This is a genomic window from Sphingomonas sp. RIT328, from assembly GCF_000632225.1.
GTDB classification, from domain to species: domain Bacteria; phylum Pseudomonadota; class Alphaproteobacteria; order Sphingomonadales; family Sphingomonadaceae; genus Sphingomonas; species Sphingomonas kyungheensis.
Genome location: NZ_JFYV01000034.1, coordinates 179,954 through 199,478, shown reverse-complemented (window position 1 = coordinate 199,478; position 19,525 = coordinate 179,954). Strand labels below are relative to the sequence as shown.

The 19,525-nt window shown below is 68.6% G+C and carries 14 protein-coding genes and 1 pseudogene; 5 read left to right on the top strand and 10 right to left on the bottom strand.

Translation table 11 applies throughout. The features are described 5' to 3' along the window. Positions 1–32: 32 nt before the first annotated feature. Positions 33–2,306, bottom strand: coding sequence for a phosphoenolpyruvate--protein phosphotransferase (ptsP, locus tag BW41_RS14870; RefSeq protein ID WP_037535281.1), 2,274 nt, complete (start codon positions 2,304–2,306; stop codon positions 33–35). A 148-nt stretch (positions 2,307–2,454) separates the two neighbouring features. Between ptsP and BW41_RS14865 the strand changes: the two genes are divergently transcribed. Then, a complete protein-coding gene (locus BW41_RS14865; protein WP_051583516.1) occupies positions 2,455–3,405 on the top strand; it encodes a phosphatase PAP2 family protein in 951 nt (316 codons plus the stop codon). Positions 3,406–3,588: 183 nt separating this feature from the next. On the opposite strand, the gene ppc is transcribed toward BW41_RS14865, so the two are convergent. The 3 genes and pseudogenes from ppc to BW41_RS14850 all read right to left on the bottom strand — a co-directional run bounded on the left by ppc (position 3,589) and on the right by BW41_RS14850 (position 8,541). Continuing rightward, positions 3,589–6,294, bottom strand: coding sequence for a phosphoenolpyruvate carboxylase (gene ppc / locus BW41_RS14860; RefSeq protein ID WP_037535280.1), 2,706 nt, complete (start codon positions 6,292–6,294; stop codon positions 3,589–3,591). Positions 6,295–6,542: 248 nt separating this feature from the next. Next, positions 6,543–7,502, bottom strand: a pseudogene (locus BW41_RS14855) (DDE-type integrase/transposase/recombinase); the annotation flags it as partial. Positions 7,503–7,869: 367 nt separating this feature from the next. Next, a complete protein-coding gene (locus tag BW41_RS14850; RefSeq protein ID WP_037535279.1) occupies positions 7,870–8,541 on the bottom strand; it encodes an OmpA family protein in 672 nt (223 codons plus the stop codon). A 152-nt stretch (positions 8,542–8,693) separates the two neighbouring features. Here BW41_RS14850 and BW41_RS14845 point away from each other — a divergent pair, with 152 nt between their 5' ends. Beyond that, positions 8,694–9,995, top strand: coding sequence for a hemolysin family protein (locus tag BW41_RS14845; protein ID WP_037535278.1), 1,302 nt, complete (start codon positions 8,694–8,696; stop codon positions 9,993–9,995). A 501-nt stretch (positions 9,996–10,496) separates the two neighbouring features. Here BW41_RS14845 and murA read toward each other — a convergent pair. Then, complete coding sequence (gene murA / locus BW41_RS14840; RefSeq protein ID WP_037535277.1) at positions 10,497–11,780, bottom strand: UDP-N-acetylglucosamine 1-carboxyvinyltransferase; 1,284 nt, start codon at positions 11,778–11,780, stop codon at positions 10,497–10,499. A 167-nt stretch (positions 11,781–11,947) separates the two neighbouring features. On the opposite strand from murA, the gene BW41_RS14835 reads away from it, so the two are divergent. After that, positions 11,948–12,694, top strand: a complete 747-nt coding sequence (locus BW41_RS14835; RefSeq protein WP_037535340.1) for a Crp/Fnr family transcriptional regulator — start codon at positions 11,948–11,950, stop codon at positions 12,692–12,694. A 480-nt stretch (positions 12,695–13,174) separates the two neighbouring features. Here the strand turns inward: BW41_RS14835 and clpS are convergent, their stop codons facing one another. From clpS to BW41_RS14820, 3 genes are all read right to left on the bottom strand, one after another. Next, complete coding sequence (clpS, locus tag BW41_RS14830) at positions 13,175–13,498, bottom strand: ATP-dependent Clp protease adapter ClpS (RefSeq protein WP_037535276.1); 324 nt, start codon at positions 13,496–13,498, stop codon at positions 13,175–13,177. Between the two features lie 129 nt (positions 13,499–13,627). Further along, entirely contained in the window at positions 13,628–14,278 is a 651-nt protein-coding gene (locus tag BW41_RS14825; protein WP_235199782.1) for a phasin family protein, read from the bottom strand. Positions 14,279–14,368: 90 nt separating this feature from the next. Next, positions 14,369–16,084: a PHA/PHB synthase family protein gene (locus tag BW41_RS14820; protein ID WP_037535275.1), complete on the bottom strand. Its 1,716-nt coding sequence runs from the start codon at positions 16,082–16,084 to the stop codon at positions 14,369–14,371. Between the two features lie 97 nt (positions 16,085–16,181). On the opposite strand from BW41_RS14820, the gene BW41_RS14815 reads away from it, so the two are divergent. Next, complete coding sequence (locus BW41_RS14815; RefSeq protein WP_037535274.1) at positions 16,182–16,853, top strand: queuosine precursor transporter; 672 nt, start codon at positions 16,182–16,184, stop codon at positions 16,851–16,853. Positions 16,854–17,257: 404 nt separating this feature from the next. Here the strand turns inward: BW41_RS14815 and BW41_RS14810 are convergent, their stop codons facing one another. After that, positions 17,258–17,524: a DUF2312 domain-containing protein gene (locus tag BW41_RS14810; RefSeq protein ID WP_051583514.1), complete on the bottom strand. Its 267-nt coding sequence runs from the start codon at positions 17,522–17,524 to the stop codon at positions 17,258–17,260. Positions 17,525–17,630: 106 nt separating this feature from the next. Continuing rightward, positions 17,631–17,951 (bottom strand): DUF1244 domain-containing protein, encoded by a 321-nt coding sequence (locus BW41_RS14805; protein ID WP_037535272.1) that lies wholly within the window; start codon positions 17,949–17,951, stop codon positions 17,631–17,633. A gap of 74 nt (positions 17,952–18,025) precedes the next feature. Between BW41_RS14805 and pyk the strand changes: the two genes are divergently transcribed. Continuing rightward, positions 18,026–19,480: a pyruvate kinase gene (pyk, locus tag BW41_RS14800; RefSeq protein WP_037535271.1), complete on the top strand. Its 1,455-nt coding sequence runs from the start codon at positions 18,026–18,028 to the stop codon at positions 19,478–19,480. Positions 19,481–19,525: the final 45 nt, after the last annotated feature.

Here is a 19,525-nt window from a genome sequence, read left to right as displayed (position 1 = left end):
TCAACGCAACCGGCCCGCCGTTCAGCAGCGTTTCAGGCCAGATCGACGCCGTTGCGGCCCGCCCAGTCGGTCAATGCGCCGCGCATGTCGCGCGGCGGACGCGCGATCAGCTCGGCGACGAAGGCGCGCACCGCGGCATGATCGAGGCTGCGCACCATCGCCTTGATCGGCCCGACCGCCGCCGGCGTAATCGACAGCCGATCAATTCCGAGCCCGATCAACGCCATGGCCTCGACCGGCCGACCGCCCATCTCGCCGCACACGCCAAGGTCGACGCCCGCGTCACGACACGGCCCGATCACCCGTTGCAAGAAGCGCAGGATCGACGGGCTCAGCCAGTCATAGCGTTCGGCGAGCCGCGGGTTAGCGCGATCCGCCGCAAATAAAAATTGCGTCAGGTCGTTGGTGCCGACCGACAGGAAGTCGATATCGGGCAAAAGCAGGTCGAGCTGCTCGGCGAGCGCCGGCACTTCGAGCATCGCGCCGTAGCGGATCGCCAGCGGCGCCCGCCGCCCGCGCGCGTCGAGCCAGGCCCGCTGCGCCTCGAACAGCGCCTTCGCCTCGGCGAATTCCCATGCCTCGCTGACCATCGGGAACATGACGTTGAGCGTGCGACCCGACGCCGCCTCGATCAGCGCGCGCGCCTGCACCTTCATCAGGCCGTCGCGGTCGAGCGCGAGGCGCAGCGCGCGCCAGCCCATCGCCGGATTCTCCTCGTCGGCGTCTTCCTTGTTGAGATAGGGCAGCGCCTTGTCGCCGCCGATGTCGACCGTGCGGAAGATCACCGGCCGCGTCCCCGCCGCATCGAGCACCTCGCGGTACAGGCGCTGCTGGCGTTCGCGCTGCGGCAGCGTCGCCGAGACGAGGAACTGGAATTCGGTGCGGAACAGGCCGATGCCGTCGGCGCCGGTGATGTCGAGCGCGGCGACGTCGTCGCGCAGCCCGGCGTTGACCATCAAAGTGACGCGATGGCCGTCGCGCGTCACCGGCGGCACGTCGCGCAGCGCGGCGAAGGCGGCCTTGCGCTTCTGGCGCAGCGTCAATTTCGCGTCGAACGCCTCCTCCATCGCCGCCGACGGGCGGACGAAGACGTTGCCCGCGACCGAATCGAGCAGCAGCAGATCGCCCTCCGCGATCAGCCGGCGCACGTCGCGCACCCGGCCGAGCACCGGTACCCCCATCGCCCGCGCGACGATGGTGACATGCGCGGTGAGCGATCCCTCCTCAAGGATCACGCCCTTCAGCCGCCGCTTGTCATATTCGAGCAGCTCGGCCGGGCCGAGATTGCGCGCGATCAGGATCGTGTCCTGCCGCAGCCCCATCTGCGCCGCGGTGCCCATCTGCCCCGAGACGATGCGGAGCAGCCGGTTGGCGAGATCCTCCAGATCGTGCATCCGGTCGGCGAGCAGCGGATCGTCGATCTGCCGCATCCGCTGGCGGGTGCGCTGCTGGACGCGCTCGATCGCCGCCTCGGCGGTCAGCCCCGAATCGATCGCCTCGTTGATCCGCCGCGCCCAGCCCTCGTCATAGGCGAACATCTTGTAGGTCTCGAGCACCTCCTTGTGCTCGCCGTCGACGCCGAATTCCGCCTCGCGCGTCATCCGCTCGATCTGCTCGCGCATCTTGTCGAAGGCGGCATAGACGCGGTGGCGTTCGGCGTCGGTATCCTCGGCGACGGTATGTTCGACGACGATGCGCGGCTGGTGGAAGACGGCATGGCCCGAGGCCATCCCCTCGACCAATTTCTGGCCGGGCAGCCGCACCGCCGCGGTCGACTGCGGCCGGTCGACGCCGGTGGTGGCGGTGTCGATCAGCCCGGCATTGGCGATCAGCTCGGACAAGACCATCGCGACGGTCTGCAACGCCTCGATCTCGACGTCCTGATATTTGCGCTGCTCGCTATGCTGGACGGCGAGCACGCCGACCGCGCGTTCGCGGCGGATGATCGGCACGCCGGCGAAGCTATGATAGCGTTCCTCGCCGGTTTCGGGCTTGTAGGCGAAATCGGGGTGGCTCGCCGCCTCGTCGAGGTTGAGCACCTCGACATCCTCGGCGATCGAGCCGACCAGCCCTTCGCCCATCGCCAGCTTGGTGACGTGCACCGCCGCCTGATCGAGCCCGCGCGTCGCGAACAGTTCGAGCACGCCCTCGCGCAGCAGGTAGATCGAGCAGACCTCGCTATCCATCGCCTCGGCGATGATGCCGACGACGGCGTTGAGCTTGGCCTGCGCCGGGTTGCGGCCGGCCATCACGTCGTGAAGGCGGGTCAGGATCTCGCGGGCGGATGCGGCGGCCGAACTGGGCATGGCAGCAGGGCTAACAGATGCGGGCGCACCGTGCCATGCACCTTTCGTCGCGATCGGCGCTTCGGCGCGTCGTCCGGCGTCCGTTTGATTCAGCCCCTCTTCAGCTTGGCGACGCGACGAGCGGCGATCGTACCCGAGCCAAGGCCGCATGCTGCACGCGCAATCCTTCCCGTCGACCGCCGCTCCGCCCCGCCGCGCCTCGCCCCGCGCCGGCTTCGCTCTGCCGATCGTGGTTGCCGCGCTCGGGGCGAGCCTGCTGGTCACCGCCTGGCTACTGCATCGCGCCGGGCTGCACGTCGCCCTGTGGAGCCGCAGCAACCTGCCGTTCGCGCTCGCCGGCGTCTGCCTGTTCGGCTTGCGCAGCGGCATGGTGCCGCGGCGCTGGCGCCATGCCGACGGACTGCGCGACGGTGCCGGTTATTATGCCGTCTTCACGCTGATCGCGCTGACCGGCGCGGTGGCGAGCTATCCGCTCGCGGCGCTGACGCAAGGCTATGCCGATGCGACGCTGCACCGTGCCGACGTGGCGCTCGGCTTCGACTGGCTCGGCTGGTATCGCACCGTCGCCGCGCACCGGCCGCTGCAATGGCTCGGCGTCGCGGCCTATGAGAGCATCTACCTGACGCCGGCGCTGCTGCTCGGCTGGTTCGCCGCGCACGGCCAGCGGATCGCGGCGCATCGCTTCCTCGCCAGCTTCTGGCTCGCCGCGGTGCTGACGCTGGCGCTGTTCACGCAGATGCCGGCGATCGGACCGCTCTCCTATCTGTGGCGCGGTGCGGTCGATTATATGCCGGTGAGCGAGACGTGGCAGTCAAATTTGATCCCGGCGCTGCGCGCGCGGACCGTCCACGTCATCGATCTCGGCGCGTTGCGCGGGCTGGTGTCGGCGCCGAGCTTCCACGCCGCGGCGGGGACGCTCTACCTGCGCACGATCTGGCGGACGCCGCCGCTGCGTCGGCTCGGCTGGCTGGTCGCGGCGATGCTGCTGGCGACGCCGGTCGAAGGGACGCATTACCTCACCGACATGCTGATCGGTGCCGTCGTCGCGCTGGTGGCGGCGCAGATCGTCGATGCGTGCCTGCCGGAGGTGCGAACTTAGGTCGCGCGGCGGCGCCCTCTCAGTTCACGCAGAGGCGCGGAGAGCGCAGATGCGCAGAGAGGATGCCTCTTATCGGCGACCGTCCGCCAAATTCGCAGACGCGAGACCGATACGGCAGAAAAAGCGGAACACCTCCGCGTCCTCTGCGCCTCTGCGCGCCCGTACGTCGCGTCCTCCGATCCGTCAGCCGCTGTTGCGCAGCGCCGTCGCGACGGCGTTGATCGACAGCAGGATGCCCTCGCCGATGCGCGGATCGGCCTCGCCGGCGCGGTGGCGTTTCATCAGCTCGATCTGGAGCAGGTTGAGCGGCTCGATATAGGGCAGCCGCAGCCGGATCGACGCGTCGAGCGCGGGATGCTTGTCGAGCAGCCGCGTCTGGCCGGTGACCGCGAGCAGGCCGTCGTGGGTCTGGTGCCAGGCATCGCGGATCCGGCCGAAGATCGCCTCGCGCAGGCCCGCATCCTCGACCAGTTCGGCATAATGGCCGGCGATCGCCATGTCCGACTTGGCGAGCACCATCTCCATATTGGCGAGCGTCGCGGCGAACAGCGGCCAGCCCTCCGCCATCTCGCGCAGCCTTCCCTTGTCGGGATAAGCGGCGAGCGCCTGGCCGACGCCGTACCAGCCGGGCAGCATCACGCGTGCCTGCGCCCAGCTGAACACCCAGGGGATGGCGCGCAGATCCTCGATCGCGTCCGACTTCTTGCGGCTCGCCGGGCGGCTGCCGATCTTGAGCCCGGCGATCTCGCCGATCGGCGTCATCTGGCGGAAGAAGGTGCGGAACCCGTCGGTGCCGTAGACGAGATCGCGATAGGCGTGGAAGGCGGTGTCGGACAGCGCGTCCATCGCCGCGCAGAACTCGTCGTTCTCGGTGTTGGACAGACGCTCGGGTTCGAGGCTGGCGAGCAGGGTCGCCGCGGCGATCGCCTCGATATTGGTCATCGCGCTTTCGCGGGTGCCGTATTTGGCAGCGATCACCTCGCCCTGTTCGGTGATGCGGATGCGGCCCTGCACCGTGCCGGGCGGCTGCGCGCGGATCGCCGCGAACGCCGATCCGCCGCCGCGCCCGACCGCGCCGCCGCGGCCGTGGAACAGCTGCATGCCGACGCCCGCCGCCTCGAATACCGGCTTGAGCGCGGTCGACGCCTTGGACAATTGCCAGGTCGAGGTGAGATAGCCGCCGTCCTTGTTGCTGTCCGAATAGCCGATCATCACCTCCTGATGCCCGCGCTTGGCGGCGATGGCGGCGATCTCGGGCAGCGCGAACCAGTCGCGCATCACCTGCGGCGCCGCCTCCAGATCGCCGACCGTCTCGAACAGCGGCACCGCCATCACCGCGGCATGCGGGGGCTCGCCGGGACGGTAGAGCCCGACCTCCTTGAGCAGCAGGTTGATCTCGAGCAGGTCCGAGACCGATTGCGCCATCGAGACGATGTAATTGGTGATACAGGCCGGCCCATAGGTGGCATGCGCCTCCGCCGCCGCCTGGACGATGGCGAGTTCGGACGCGGTCTCCTCCGAATAATCGGTGAAGCGGCTGGTCAGCGGCCGGGCATTGGCGAGTTCGCGGCGCAGCAGCGCGACGCGCGCCGCCTCGTCGAGCGCCAGATAGTCCGCCTCGACCCCGGCGACCTTGAGCAGCTCGGCGACGACGCGTTCGTGCACCGCGCTGTTCTGGCGCAGGTCGAGCGTCGCGAGATGGAAACCGAACGTCTCGACCGCGCGGATCAGCCGGCCGAGCGCGCCGCTGGTCTTGAGCGCGCCCGCCTCGGTCGCCGACAGGCCGCGGGCGAGCGCGACGAGATCGGCGCGCAGCATCTGCGGATCGGGATAGGGTTCGCCGCTCAGCCGGCCGGGGTGCGGCGCGGGCTTGCCGGTCAGCGCCTGATGCGTCGCCGCGAGCCGGGCGTAGATCCCCGACAGCGCGCGGCGATAGGGTTCGTCGGCGCGACTCTCGGCGGTATCGCCGCTCGCCTCGGCGAGCGCCGCCACCGCGGGATCGACCGCGACATGCTCGGTCGAGATCGACAGTTCGGCACCGAGCGCGTGAACGCCGTCGAGATAGAAGCCGAGCACGGCTTCGCAGGCGCGGGCGAGGGCAGTGCGCAGCGAATCGGCGGTGACGAAGGGATTGCCGTCGCGGTCGCCGCCGATCCAGCTGCCCGGGCGGACGAAGCTCGGCACGCGCCAGCCGTTTTCCTCGGCGCCGAACGCCCGGTCCCAGCGCTGGTAGAGCGCGGGCAGCGCCGGCAGGAACACCTCGCGCAGATAGGACAGCGCGGTCTCGACCTCGTCGGTGACGTAGAGCCGCTCGCGGCGCAGCACCCGCGTCTGCCACAGAAGCGCGATCTGGCGGGTGATCGCATCGTCGACGCGATCGCCATCGGGCGTCTCGTCATGCCCCATGTCCTTGAGCGTCATCAGCTGCGCGATGCGGTTCTTGTGATCGATCATGCTCTTGCGCCGCACCTCCGTGGGGTGGGCGGTGAGCACCGGGACGATCAGCGCGCGTTCGAGCAGCGCCTGCACCACCTCGCGGTCGATCCCCTCGCGCGCCAGCGTGGCGAGCGCGGCGGCGACGTCGGCGCCCTCATCGGCCGCGACCCCCTGCCGATCCTCGGCAAGATTGGCGAGCATCGAGAACAGCATGAAGCCGCGGACGAAATCGAGCGTCTCGTCGAGGCCGAGATGCTGGAGCTGCTGGTGGACGCTGTCGCTGCTGCCCGTGCCGCGATGCCGCTCGACCGAGGCGCGGCGGATCGCCTCGGTCGCCTCGAACAGCGCCTCGCCGCCATAGCTGCGGATCACGTCGCCGAGCTGCGCGCCGAGAAAGCGGACGTCGGGATTGTTGGCGATCGGGGGGAGCGAAGCGGGGTCGAGCGTGGCCATGGCTGCGATGCTGCGCTGCGGTGATGGGCGGGTCAACCGCGGGCGCGTGGTTTTTGGTCGCGGTGGAGCTTTGACGGACAGGGCAAGGCGCTGATGAAGACGCGAGTTTCGCCGGGCTCGCCCGGGCGGGAGGGGCGATCGATGCCGGCGTTTAGGAAGGCCGCATTCCGACCTTCATTCTTTCGAACGCCCACATTTGATCACGCTTGAAACGCTCACGCTCGATTGAAAACTGCTCAACGCAGTGCTCCCGCGGAGGTGTACTGTTTCGTGAGGTTGGCAAGCTGTTCAGCAGGAGCGGTGTAGCCGAGGCATTGCAGTCGCGTTCGGTTGTAGCGCGCGACGACGTCGTAGAGGAAGGCGTTGCGCTCGTCGTGCGAGGTGAAGCGGTTGCGGCCGGCATTCGCGCCGGTGGCGGCACGGCTGGCGAGGGCCTCGCCGATGCGGCGGTTGAAGCGCTCGACCATGCCGTTGGTCTGCGGGTGGTAGGGCCTGGTGAGCTTGTGGATTATGGCGTGCGCGGCGCAGACCCGGTCGAAGGCGTGGCGGCCGGTGCCGGTCTGGCGGCTGGTGTAGAAGGCGCCGCCGAAGCGATCGGTGAACTCGGACCCATTGTCGGTGAGTATGGTGTGCACCGGCTGGCCGAAGGCGGCGAGGAAGCGGGTCAACGCGGCAGCGACGGTGGCGGCGCTGCGATCGGCGAGGATGTCGATATGCGCAAAGCGCGTCGCCCGCTCGATCGCGACGAACACGTAAGCGGGTCGCTTCTCCAGCCGGGTCAGGTGCTTGAGGTCGACATGGACATAGCCGAACGGCGCCGGCTCGAAGCGCGCGGCCGCGCGCGCCTGCGCCGTGTCGGGCGGGGGCGGCGCGGCGATGCCCCGCCGTCGCCACAGCCGGTAGAGCGCCGAACGCGAGATGTCGGGCCGCACGCAGCGGTGCAGCACCGCCAGCGCATCGTCGAGCGAGAGGTCGAGCCGGCAGCGCAACTCGACGGCGACCTCCTCCTCCTCGGCCGACAGGCTGGTGGCGAGCCGGTGCGGCCGCGAGCTGCGGTCGGCACCATCGCTGCGGTTGCGCCAGCGCCGGATGGTGGTCTCGCTCACCCCCAGCTCCCGGGCGAGCGCCGCCACGCTGAGCGGACTGGTGCGGATATACGCCCGCTGCCGCGGGGTGGTCACCGCATTGCGGTGCAGGGCGATCAGCATCCTCGACTCCTCAGCCAGACGATGCCCCGTTCTACACCTTCCCGGTCCAACCAGTCTCCCGAAACTGTACACGGAGGCGGGAGCCCAGTGCTCCTCTGGAGCGACAAACGTTGCTCTTCTTGGCCACCGTGTTCCCGCTTTCGCGAGACCCCTGCGAAAGTTTCGAAACCGCCCCGGCGAAGGCCGGGGCCCAGTTGGGAGGCCGTTGTAACTGATTGCAAGGCTTCACCAAACTGGACCCCGGCCTGCGCCGGAGTGGTACGTGAGCAGGTCAGGTTGCTACTTTCGCAGAGGTCTCGCTTTCGCGGAAACACGGGATGAGCTGGCGGACCCGGGCCAAGGTTAATCGACCCGAGCCCCCCCCGCATCAGCGCAGGTCGTTCTGCGAGATCGGTACGATCTTCACCTCGACGCGGCGGTTGGCGGCGCGGCCGGCGTCGGTGTCGTTCGAGGCGATCGGCTGCGTCTTGCCGAAGCCGCGCGTGCCGATCCGCGCCGGCTGGACGCCGCGGCTGGCGAGATAGTCCGCCACCGCGGTCGCGCGCCGCTCCGACAGCGTCTGGTTATAGGCGTCGGAGCCAGTCGAATCGGTGTGGCCGTACACGTCGATATAGGTCTGGTTATATTGCGACAGCGTCTCGGCGACCTGATCGAGCGTGCGGCGGAACTGCGGCTGCACCTCGGCGCTGTCATAGGCGAAGGTGATCCCCGATGGGATGTTGAGCACCAGATTGTCGCCCTCGCGCGTCACCTGCACGTCGGTGCCGGCGGTGCGGGCGCGCAGGTCGCGTTCCTGCTTGTCCATATAGGCGCCGATGCCCGCGCCGGCGAGGCCGCCGATGCCGGCGCCGAGGATCTTCTCGGTCCGGTCGCGCCGTCCGCCGACGAGGTCGCCGAGCAGATAGCCGCCGAGCGCACCGCCGATGCCGCCGATCGCGGTCTTCGAGATGCGGCGCTCGCCGGTCTCGGGATCGGTGGTGCAGGCACTGGTGGTGACCAGCGCGGTGAGCGCGGCGGCGGCGAACAACTTGGACTTCATGACAACCCCTTCATCTTCACTGTCGAGCAAAACTCGGGTCCGAAGCGGCTTGTTCCGCCTGCGATCTGAACCGCGGCTGACGGGGATATTCGCACGATCGTAATCGAGACCATTGTCGTCGCGTGCGTTGTACGGCAAAGACACGTCCGCCGATGGCACCGCTCCCGCCCTTCCCCTGGATCGACGTCGTGATCATCCTCGCGCTGGTCGCGCTCAACGGCGTGTTCGCGATGAGCGAGCTGGCGATCGTCTCGTCGCGCAAGGCGCGGCTGGAGGCGATGGCGCGATCGGGACGCAAGGGGCCGGTCGCCGCGCTCGCCCTCGCCGCCGATCCGGGCAAGTTCCTGTCGTCGGTGCAGATCGGCATCACGCTGATCGGCATCCTCGCCGGCGCCTATTCGGGATCGAGCCTCGGCGGGCCGACCGCGGCGCGGCTGCAGGCGGCGGGTATGTCGGCGCATACCGCCGAATCGCTCGGCTTCGCATTGGTCATCGGCATCACCACCTATGCCTCGCTGATCATCGGCGAACTGGTCCCCAAGCAGTTCGCGCTGCGCAAGCCGGAGACGGTGGCGTCGCTCGTCGCCTTGCCGATGCGCTATATCGCCCTGGTCTGCGCGCCGCTCGTCTGGGTGCTCGATTCGTCGAGCGCTCTGGTCTTCCGCCTGCTCGGCCTCAATCGCGAATCGGAGGATCAGGTGACCGCCGAGGAGCTGCACCTGATCGTCGCCGAAGCCTCGAAGTCGGGCGTGATCGAGGAGCATGAGCGGACGATCATCTCGGGCGTCGTCCGCCTCGCCGACCGGCCGGTGCGCGAGGTGATGACGCCGCGCACCGACGTCGACTGGCTCGACTGCAATCTCGGGCCGGACGGGATCCGCGATACGCTGCTGGCGACGCCGCATACCCGCCTGCCGGTCGCCGACGGATCGGTCGATGCGGTGATCGGCGTCGTCCAGGCGCGCGACATCGCCGCGGCGCTGTTCCGCGGCCAGACGCTCGACCTGCGCACGCTGATGCGCAAGGCGCCGGTGGTGATCGACCGGATCGACGCGATGGACGCGCTGATCGCGCTGCGTCAGGCCGAGGTGCCGATGGCGCTGATCCACGACGAATACGGCCATTTCGAAGGGATCGTCACCCCCGCCGACCTGCTCGCCGCGATCGCCGGCGAATTCGCCAGCGACGCCGATCCGGACGAGGCGCCTTCGGTCGTGGTGCGTGAGGACGGATCGCTGCTCGTCGCGGGCACGATGGCGGCGGATGCGCTCGCCGAACGGCTCGGCATCGACCTGCCCGAGGACCGCGATTACGCCACCGTCGCCGGTCTTGCGCTCGCCGCCTTCCGCCACCTGCCAGGCGAGGGCGAGAGCTTCGAGGAGCAGGGCTGGCGGTTCGAGGTCGTGGATCTCGACGGTCGGCGGATCGACAAGCTGCTGGTCAGCGAGATCTGAGGCAGGGCGCTGCGGGGGACGTCGACGCATGCTGCACGCAGTCGTTGGGATGCGGTGGCATGTCGGGCTCTAAGTCGGTTGAGACACGCTTCTTCCCTGCGAGGCATGACGTTTCGAAGGCTAAACCGATGCGAGACTCACGTTGGGCGCCGGCAAATGCCAGTATTCCCACGCAGGCGGGAATCCAGTGGCCCAGCAGGGCAACGGCTCGTGACGAGAAGAAACACTGGGCTCCCGCCTGCGCGGGAGCACTGGGAAAGCGTCTGCAATGCTCGCGTGACGTCGCGGTTTAGTCGGTAGACACCGTTTGGAGCATATGCGTGTTTCGCACTGGACCCCAGCCTTAGCCGGGGCGGTCGGTGAAACGATGCAACACTTTGCCGAAGCTGGCCGAGTCATGCTCCGTCAGCGGTCAAACGAAACCAGAATGGCGATCGTGCAGTCGACCCGACACCGCGCCCGAAACCCGACAGCGGCCGGCTCACCCGGCCGATCCCGCCGTCAGCCGTCGCTGAGCCGCTCGATATCCGCCCCGACCGCGGACAGTTTCTCCTCGAGCCGCTCATAGCCGCGGTCGAGATGATAGACGCGGGCGACCGAGGTCTCGCCCTCGGCGGCGAGGCCGGCGAGGATCAGGCTCATCGAGGCGCGCAGGTCCGTCGCCATCACCGGTGCGCCGACCAGCCGGTCGACGCCCTTGACCACCGCGGTGCGGCCGTGGACCTGGATGTCCGCGCCCATCCGCGCCAGCTCGGGCACGTGCATGTAGCGGTTTTCGAAGATCGTCTCGGTGAGCACGCTCGCCCCCGACGCCTTGCACAGCATCGCCATGAACTGCGCCTGCATGTCGGTGGCGAAGCCGGGATAGGGTGCGGTCGACAGCGAGATCGGGCCGAGCGGCGCGGTCGCCTCGACCGAAAGCCCCTCGCGCGTCTCGGTGACGGTGACGCCCGCCTCGCGCAGCGCGTCGATCGTCGCCTGCATGTCGGCGGCATTGGCGCCGAGCAGCTCGAGCAAGCCGCCGGTGATCGCCGCGGCGCAGGCATAGCTGCCCGCCTCGATCCGGTCGGGCATCACCGCATAGGTCGCGCCGTGCAGCCGGTCGACGCCCTCGATCTCCAGCGTCTCGGTACCGATCCCCTGGATGCGCGCGCCCATCGCGACGAGGCAGTTGCACAGGTCGACGATCTCGGGCTCGCGCGCGGCATTTTCGATGATGCTGCTGCCGGTGGCGAGCACCGCCGCCATCACGACATTCTCGGTCGCGCCGACCGACACCACCGGGAAGCGGTAGCGGCCGCCGCGCAGCCGCCCGCCCGGCGCGGTCGCCTTGACATAGCCCGCCGCCATTTCGAGCTCGGCGCCGATCGCCTCCAGCGCCTTGAGGTGGAGGTCGATCGGCCGGTTGCCGATCGCGCAGCCGCCGGGCAGCGACACCGTCGCCTCGCCCGCGCGGGCGAGCACCGGGCCGAGCACGAGGATCGAGGCGCGCATCTTGCGGACGATGTCATAGGGCGCCTCGGTCGAGGTCAGCTTGCCCGCGCGGATCGTCATCACCCGGCCGAAATCCTCCGGCCGTGTTCCCTCGATCCGCGTCGAGGCACCCAATTGGTTGAGCAAATGGCCGAAGCCATCGACGTCGGCGAGCCGCGGCAGGTTGCGCAGCGTCAGCGGCTCGTCGGTGAGCAGGGCACAGGGCATCAGCGTCAGGGCGGCGTTCTTGGCGCCCGAGATGCGGAGACGGCCGGACAGGCGGTTGCCGCCACGGATAAGGATGCGGTCCATCCCCGCCGTCTAACGCGCCGCCGCGCCGACGCAAGCGGCCAGTGGCACAGATATGGCCGGGCTCGGTCGGGCCGGTGCAACTAATCCCCGAGCGGTTGATCGGCTTTAATGCACCGTTCCTGGCCCCGACCTAGGTCCTGCGCAAATAATTGGGGGATTTCAAAGGCGTGACGACAAGTTGCCTTGCCGAGCGTCTCGGTGAATTGATCGATTTGTCGGATTCGGAAAAGGCTGCGCTCGGCAGCCTCGAACTGCGTGAACGGACGCTGCGGCGCGGCGTCGTGCTGCTGCGCGAGCATGACAAGGCCTCCGAACTGTTCGTCGTCCGCCGCGGCACGATGATGAGCTATGTCATCCTGCCCGACGGCAGCCGTCAGATCGTCCGCTTCCTGTTCCGCGGCGACCTGATCGCGATGGCGGGGCTGGTCTATCGCACGTCGCCCGAGACGGTGATCGCGCTGACCGAATGCGCCGTCGCCTCGGTCGACCGCGCCGCGGTCGGCAGCCTCGCGGTCGAGCATCCGCGCCTCGCCGCGCTGCTGATCGCGGTCGATCAGATCGAGCGAGTGGCGTTGACCGATCGCCTCGCCGGGCTCGGCCGCACCTCCGCCAAGGCGCGCGTCGCGGCGCTGCTGATCGAGATCCGCAACCGTCTGCGCGTCGTCGACGGGACCGGCGGGGACAGCTTCCACCTCGGGCTGACGCAGGAGGAGATCGGCGACGCCACCGGCCTCACGGCGGTGCACGTCAACCGCATGCTGCGCCAGTTGCAGGACGAGGGTCTGATCGCGCGCGACGGCGGCCGGATGACCTTCGTCAACGAAGCGGCGCTGCTGCGCACGGCGCATCACACCGCACGCGACTCCGCCCGAGCGGCGGGGGTGGACCTCAGCTGGCTGCCGCCGGCGCGATAAGCGGGCCGGAAGACGGGACGGCTTGGCGGAGCCCTTTCTTCCCGACGTCATGGGGAGGCGAGGGGCCGCGGTAGACACTGTCCCTCCGCGCCTCCGCGCAAACCCTCTTGCCGGAGACGTATGGGGTCGGGCGCTCGCCGACAGCTTCCCGCGTTCACGCGCGGCGCTTCGACCGGCAAGCAATCTGGTTCACGCGGAGGCGCGGAGGCGCGGAGGTGTTGCGGTCGGCGCGCTGTCTTCCGTCCCATTTCGCCAGGATGAGACTATGAGCCGGTCCGAGCCGGAGTCAGCCGGGCGTTGATTGGTCACGCGAAGACGCGAAGACGCTAAGACGCGAGGATGGGCCGACCGTGGTAATGTCGGTCGTTCATTCTGCCATTTGCAGGAAGAACCGCTGACGCGGCAGGCGCGACGTCACCGCGCGCCGCCGACGCTGTCCGACAGATCGCCGAGCGCCTCGGCGCCCGGGCCGCTACGGCGTTACGCCTTCTCCAGCGTGCACTGGAGCGGGTGCTGGTTCTGGCGGGCGAAGTCGATCACCTGGCCGACCTTGGTCTCCGCCACCTCGTAGGAGAAGACGCCGCAGACGCCGACGCCCTTCTGGTGGACATGGAGCATCACCCGAGTCGCCTCCTCCATGTTCATGCGGAAGAAGCGTTGCAGGCAGAGCACGACGAACTCCATCGGCGTGTAGTCGTCGTTCAGCATCAGCACGCGATAGGGCGTCGGCTGCTTGGTCCGCGTGCGCGTCTTGGTGGCGAGGCCGGTGCCCTCGTCCGACCCATCGTCGCGGCGTTCCGCCATGGTGATCGCTTCAACTGTCATGTGATCGGGGAAATATGGCATGCCGGGGGCGGGGGGCAAGGCCTGACGCAAGGAAAAGGGCGACCGCATCGCTGCGGCCGCCCTTCCCGAACGAGGCAAGGCTGCGGGTTACGCCGCGACCTTGAGCTTCTCGGCGGCGAGCGCGACGCGGTTCGACAGCGGCTGCACCACCTCACCGGCGAGCTTCAGCACCGCCTCGGTATTGTGCGAGCTCTGCTGGACGAGCGCGTCGAACGAGGCGCGTACGTAATCGGCATGGAGCTTGAAGAATTCGGTCGGCGACTTGACGCTGCTCAGCGTCTTGGCGACCGTGGTCGCGTCCTCGAACGACTTCTTGGCATAGGCGGCGGCGTCCTGGCCGAGCGACTCGAGGCCGCGTGCCGCGATCTTCGACGATTCGACCAGCGCTTCGATATTGCCCTTGCCGAACTCGGTGGCGTCCTGGAGCAGCTTCTGGCTCTTGTCGACCGCACCCTTGGCGCGGTCGGTCGCGTCGGTGAACGCGGTCTGGGTCGTGGCGGTGACGTTCTCGATCGTTTCCATGATGACTTCCTTCGCTGCGGGTGTGGCAATCGGTGCGGCCGCATCCACGACGGGGGCGGGCGCGACGGGGAGCGGCGCCGTCACCGCATCGGCGGCAGGCACCGGAGCCGGCTGGATGCCGGTCGGCTTGGCACGGGAGCGCTGGGGACGCGGCGGCGAGTCGACGCGCGGGCGGTTCGACCCGCGTTTGGCGGGCTTGGACAAACGATCGTCCATCAGGCCTTCTCCAGCTTTCATGCTGCACTGCACAATAGCCGCTTTCGGGGTCGAGATCAACGCGGTTTGTGCAGTGCAGCAAGAATGGAGCTATCTCGCGCGGACATAGTCTCCCGGAGCGTCGGCGAGCGCCGGCAGCGCGCCTTCGCCGGGGCGCCGCGCACCGATGGCGGCGACGGTGTCGCTGCCGCGCGACTCGATCCAGCCGCGCCAGTCGGGCCACCAGCTGCCCTTGGTCTCGGACGCGCCGGCGACGAAATCCTCGAGCGTCGTCACCGCCGCATCGTTCGTCCAATATTGGTATTTGCCCGCGGCAGGCGGATTGACGACGCCGGCGATATGCCCCGATCCGGCGAGCACGAAGCGCAGCGGCCCGCGGAAATGATGGGTGATCCGCCAGACGCTCTCCGCCGGGGCGATATGATCCTCGCGCCCCGCCTGGACATAGGCGGGCGTCGTCACCCGGCCGAGATCGATCGATTCGCCGGCCATCGTCATCGCGCCCGGCTGGACGAGGCGGTTGTCGCGATAGAGATCGGTGAGATACGACAAATGCCATTTCGCCGGTAGGTTGGTGGTGTCGCCGTTCCAGTGGAGCAGGTCGAACGGCGCGTAATCCGCGCCGAGCAGATAATTGTTGGTGACGTAATTCCAGATCAGGTCGCGCCCGCGCAACAGGTTGAACGTCGCGGCGAGGTAGCGGCCGTCGAGGAAGCCCTGTGGCGACAGGCTGCCGATCAGCGCGAGCTGCTCATCGGTGACGAAATGGCGCAACTCGCCGGCGGCGGTGAAGTCCACCTGTGCGGTAAAGAAGGTCGCGCTCGCCACCGCATCGTCCCGCCCGCGCGCGGCGAGCACCGCCAGCGTCGCGGCGAGCGTCGTCCCCGCGACGCAATAGCCGATCGTATGCACCGCCGGCACGTCGAGGGTCGCGCGCACCGTGTCGATCGCATCGATCTGCGCGCCGACGTAATCGTCCCACACCACGTCGCTCATCGAGGCGTCGGCGGATTTCCACGACACCATGAACACCGACAGGCCCTGGTCGACCGCCCAGCGGATGAAGCTTTTCTCCGGCGACAGATCGAGGATGTAGAAGCGGTTGATCCATGGCGGGAAGATCACCAGCGGTGTCGCCAGCACGCGCTCGGTGGTCGGGGCATAATGGATCAGCTCGTAGAGCGGGGTGCGCTTGATCACCTTGCCCGGCGTCGTCGCGATATTGCGGCCGACCTCGAACGCGCCCTCGGCGGTATGCGTCACCTGCCCCTTGGCGATGTCGGCGAGCATATGCTGCAGGCCGTCGAGCAGATTCTGCCCCTTGGTGGCGATCGTCTTCTCGACCACCTCGGGATGGGTGAGCGGGAAGTTGGACGGGCTCATCGCCTCGATCAGCCCGCGCGCGGCGAAGCGGAGCTGTTCGCGCTGCGCCTCGGGCACGCCGTCGAGCGCGTCGACGCCGCGCAGCAGATGGTCGGCGATCAGATTGTAGCTGCGCCGGATCCAGTCGAACCACGGGTCCTCGCGCCACGCCGCGGCCTTGAAGCGCCGGTCGCGCGAATCGCCCTCCGACTGCGGCGGCGGCGGCAGATCGGCGGCGGGATCGACGAAGCGCTGCCACAAGGCGAGGTGATCGCGCCAGTAATCCTGCGTCTGGCGGACGAGCGGCGGCGATGCGTCGCCCGCGCCGAGCAGGCCGATGCCCTGTTCCATCATCATCTGCTGCGCGCGGCCGAGCAGCCAGGTCCAATGCTGCAACGTCGCCAGATCGGGCGCGCCGGCGGGATCGTTATGGGGTTCGGCCATGGCATCCTCTGCTTTGCGCGCGATGCTACCCGGCGCGTGCGCCCGTGGGAATGGCGATTGGTTTGCAGCGCCGACGAAAGCCGCTAGCGTCGCGGCGATGGACAATCAGGTTCGCGTAAGCCGCTCGCTCTTCGCCTTTTCGATCTTCTACGGCGGCATGGTCTGCATCGCCGGCGTGCTCGGCAACAAACAGGTCGCGCTCGGGCCGCTGTCGGCGCTCGGCCCGCTCGTCGGGCTGGGGCCGCTCGCGGTGGAGGCGGGGATCTTCGCCTTCCTGCTGCTCGTCGTCGTGTCGAGCGCGGTCGCCGAGCTGCATGGCCGCACCATCGCGACGCGGCTGGTGCAGATCGGCTTCGTGCCGCTGATCGTCTCGATCCTGCTGTCGGTGATCGTGCTGTCGGTGCCCGCCGCCGCCGACATGGAGCCGGCGCGGCGCGACGCCTTTGCGCTGATGATGGGCGGCACGCCGCGCATCTGGCTGGGCGGCATCGTCGCCTATGGCATCTCGCAGACGCTCAACGTCACCATCTTCGCCGCGCTCAAGGGGCGCGAGGGCGGCGGGCTGCTCTGGCTGCGCGCCGGTATCGCCAGCGTGCTCAGCCAGATCGTCGACACCTTGCTGTTCGTGACGATCGCCTTCGCCGGCGTCTTCCCGATCGGCGAGCTGCTGCTCGGCCAGATGATCGCCAAGGTGCTGCTCTCGGCGATCCTGGTGCCGTCGCTGATCTACGTGTTCGTCGGACTGGGACGGCGGCTGGATCGGGGGTGAGATCGGGTGCGGCCAGGGCCCGTTGCGGCCGCGCCGGCGGGTAGCGGCCCTGGTCGAGGGCAGTCTTACCCCTGACGTGTTCCGGGGTCACAGTGCCGCAAAAGCAACGGCTGCAAGCTCCGGCGGAGCCGTGGATGCCGGAACCGGTCCGGCATGACGATGTGATGTTTTCAGTGCTCCCGCGGAGGCGGGAGCCTAGTGTTTCTTCTTCGGAAGCCGTCGGTCTGCTTGGCCACTGGATTCCCGCCTGCGCGGGAATACTGGGGATTTGGCAAGCGCGGTGACTCCCCCGAGACTGTGGACACGGCCTAGATGCCGCGACGTCGCACCACGGCGACGTCGACGGATCCGATCGCGGCGATGTCACCGGCGGGGCGGCGTGGACCACAGGCCGCCCCGGTCGATCAGATCATGCCGAGCGCCTGCATATAGACTTCGAGGATGGCTTCCTCTTCCTGATACTCTTCCTTCTTCTTCTTGCGGATGGAGAGGATCTTGCGGATCGCCTTGGGGTCGTAGCCACGGCCCTTGGCCTCGGCCATCACGTCCTTGATGTCGTCCGAGATGCCCTTCTTCTCTTCCTCGAGCCGTTCCGCGCGCTCGATCAGCAGGCGCAGCTCGTCCGCCGCGACCTGGCCGCCGCCCATGCCGTCTTGCCGTTCTTCCGCCATTGTCCCACCCCGCCGCAGGCGCCCTGCGGTCCTTGTATGATTCGCCAAAAAGGATACCGGCCGCGTGCCGGTAGGGGCGGGCGTCTAGGCGGTTCGTCCGCCGGGCTCAACCCCGTGCGGCGGCTTCGGTGGCGGGGGCGTTGCGCGCTACGCTGTCCGCCATGCGCGCGAGCTGTTCGGGCGTCGCCTCGGTCTGGTAGCGCGCCTTCCACTCTGCCTGCGGCATGCCGTAGACCGTCTCGCGCGCCTCGGCCTTGGGCAGATCGCCCGCTTCCTCGATCCAGTCGGACAGGCAGTTGCGGCAGAATCCGGACAGGCCCATCAGATCGACGTTCTGCGCGTCGGTACGATGGCGCAGGTGGCGGACCAGCCGGCGGAAGGCCGCGGCGGCGACCGCATCGGGCAGCGCGTCAAGTTTGTCGGTCATGCGGGTCTTTCAAACGTTGATCGGCCATAGATAGGGACTAGAGGGGGGCGCGGCCATTCCCCAGGAGCCTTTCGATGACCATTGCCATTGCGCCCCGTTCGCGGAAAGTGCGCGTGCTCGCCACCCTCGGTCCGGCGAGCAACTCACCCGAGATGATCGCGACGCTGTTCCAGGCCGGCGCGGACGCCTTCCGCGTCAACATGAGCCACGGCGACCAGCAATCCAAGGTCGCGGTGATCGAGGCGATTCGCGCGCTCGAAACCAAGTTTCGGCGGCCGACGACGATCCTCGCCGATCTGCAGGGCCCCAAGCTGCGCGTCGGCAAGTTCGAGGGCGGCAAGGTGGTGCTCGACCATGGCAGCACCTTCGTGCTCGACCGCGATCCGACGCCGGGCGATGCGACGCGCGTCGAGCTGCCGCACAAGGAGATCTTCGCCGCGATCGAGCCGGGCGCGCGCCTGCTGCTCGACGACGGCAAGCTGGTGCTGCGCGTCACCGATCACGGCCCCGACCGGATCGAGACTCTGGTCGAGGTCGGCGGCCCGCTGTCGAACAACAAGGGGCTCAACGTTCCCGACGTCGTGCTGCCGATGGCGGCGCTGACCGAGAAGGACCGCAGCGACCTCGCCTTCGCGGTCGAACAGGGCGTCGACTGGATCGCCTTGTCCTTCGTGCAGCGGCCCGAGGATCTCGCCGAGGCGCGCAAGCTGATCCAGGGCAAGGCGGCGCTGCTCGCCAAGATCGAGAAGCCCGCGGCGATCGACCGGCTCGAGGAAATCGTCGAGATGTGCGACGGCGTGATGGTCGCGCGCGGCGATCTCGGCGTCGAGCTGCCGCCGCAGAGCGTGCCGCCGTTGCAGAAGCGGATCGTCGAGACCTCGCGCCGGCTCGGCCGGCCGGTGGTGGTGGCGACGCAGATGCTCGAATCGATGATCCAGAGCCCGTCGCCGACCCGCGCCGAGGTGTCCGACGTCGCCACCGCCATCTACGACGGCGCCGATGCGATCATGCTGTCGGCGGAAAGCGCGGCGGGCGCCTGGCCGGTCGAATCGGTGGCGATGATGAATTCGATCGGCATCTCGGTCGAGAGCGATCCGATGCACGGCGACCGCGTCCACTTCACCGTGACGCGCCCCGACCCGACCACCGCCGACGCCCTGTCGGAAGCGGCCAAGCAGATCGCCAAGACCACCTCGGCGACGGCGATCATCTGCTTCACCACCTCGGGCTCGACCGCGCGCCGCATCGCGCGCGAGCGGCCGTCGGTGCCGATCCTCGTGCTCACCCCCAACAAGGATACGGCGCGCCGGCTCGGCCTGCTGTGGGGCACGCATGCGGTGCACACCCGCGACGTCGAATCGTTCGAGGACATGGTCGGCAAGGCCAAGCGGATGGCGCTGCGCACCGGCATCGCCAAGGCCGGCGACCGCGTCATCGTCATGGCGGGCGTGCCGTTCCGCACGCCGGGGTCGACCAACGTGCTGCATGTGGTGCGGATCATCGGCGACGAGCTGAACGACTATAGCTGACGGCGCGGCACACGATGTTACGTGTGGATGACGGACGCGCGAGCC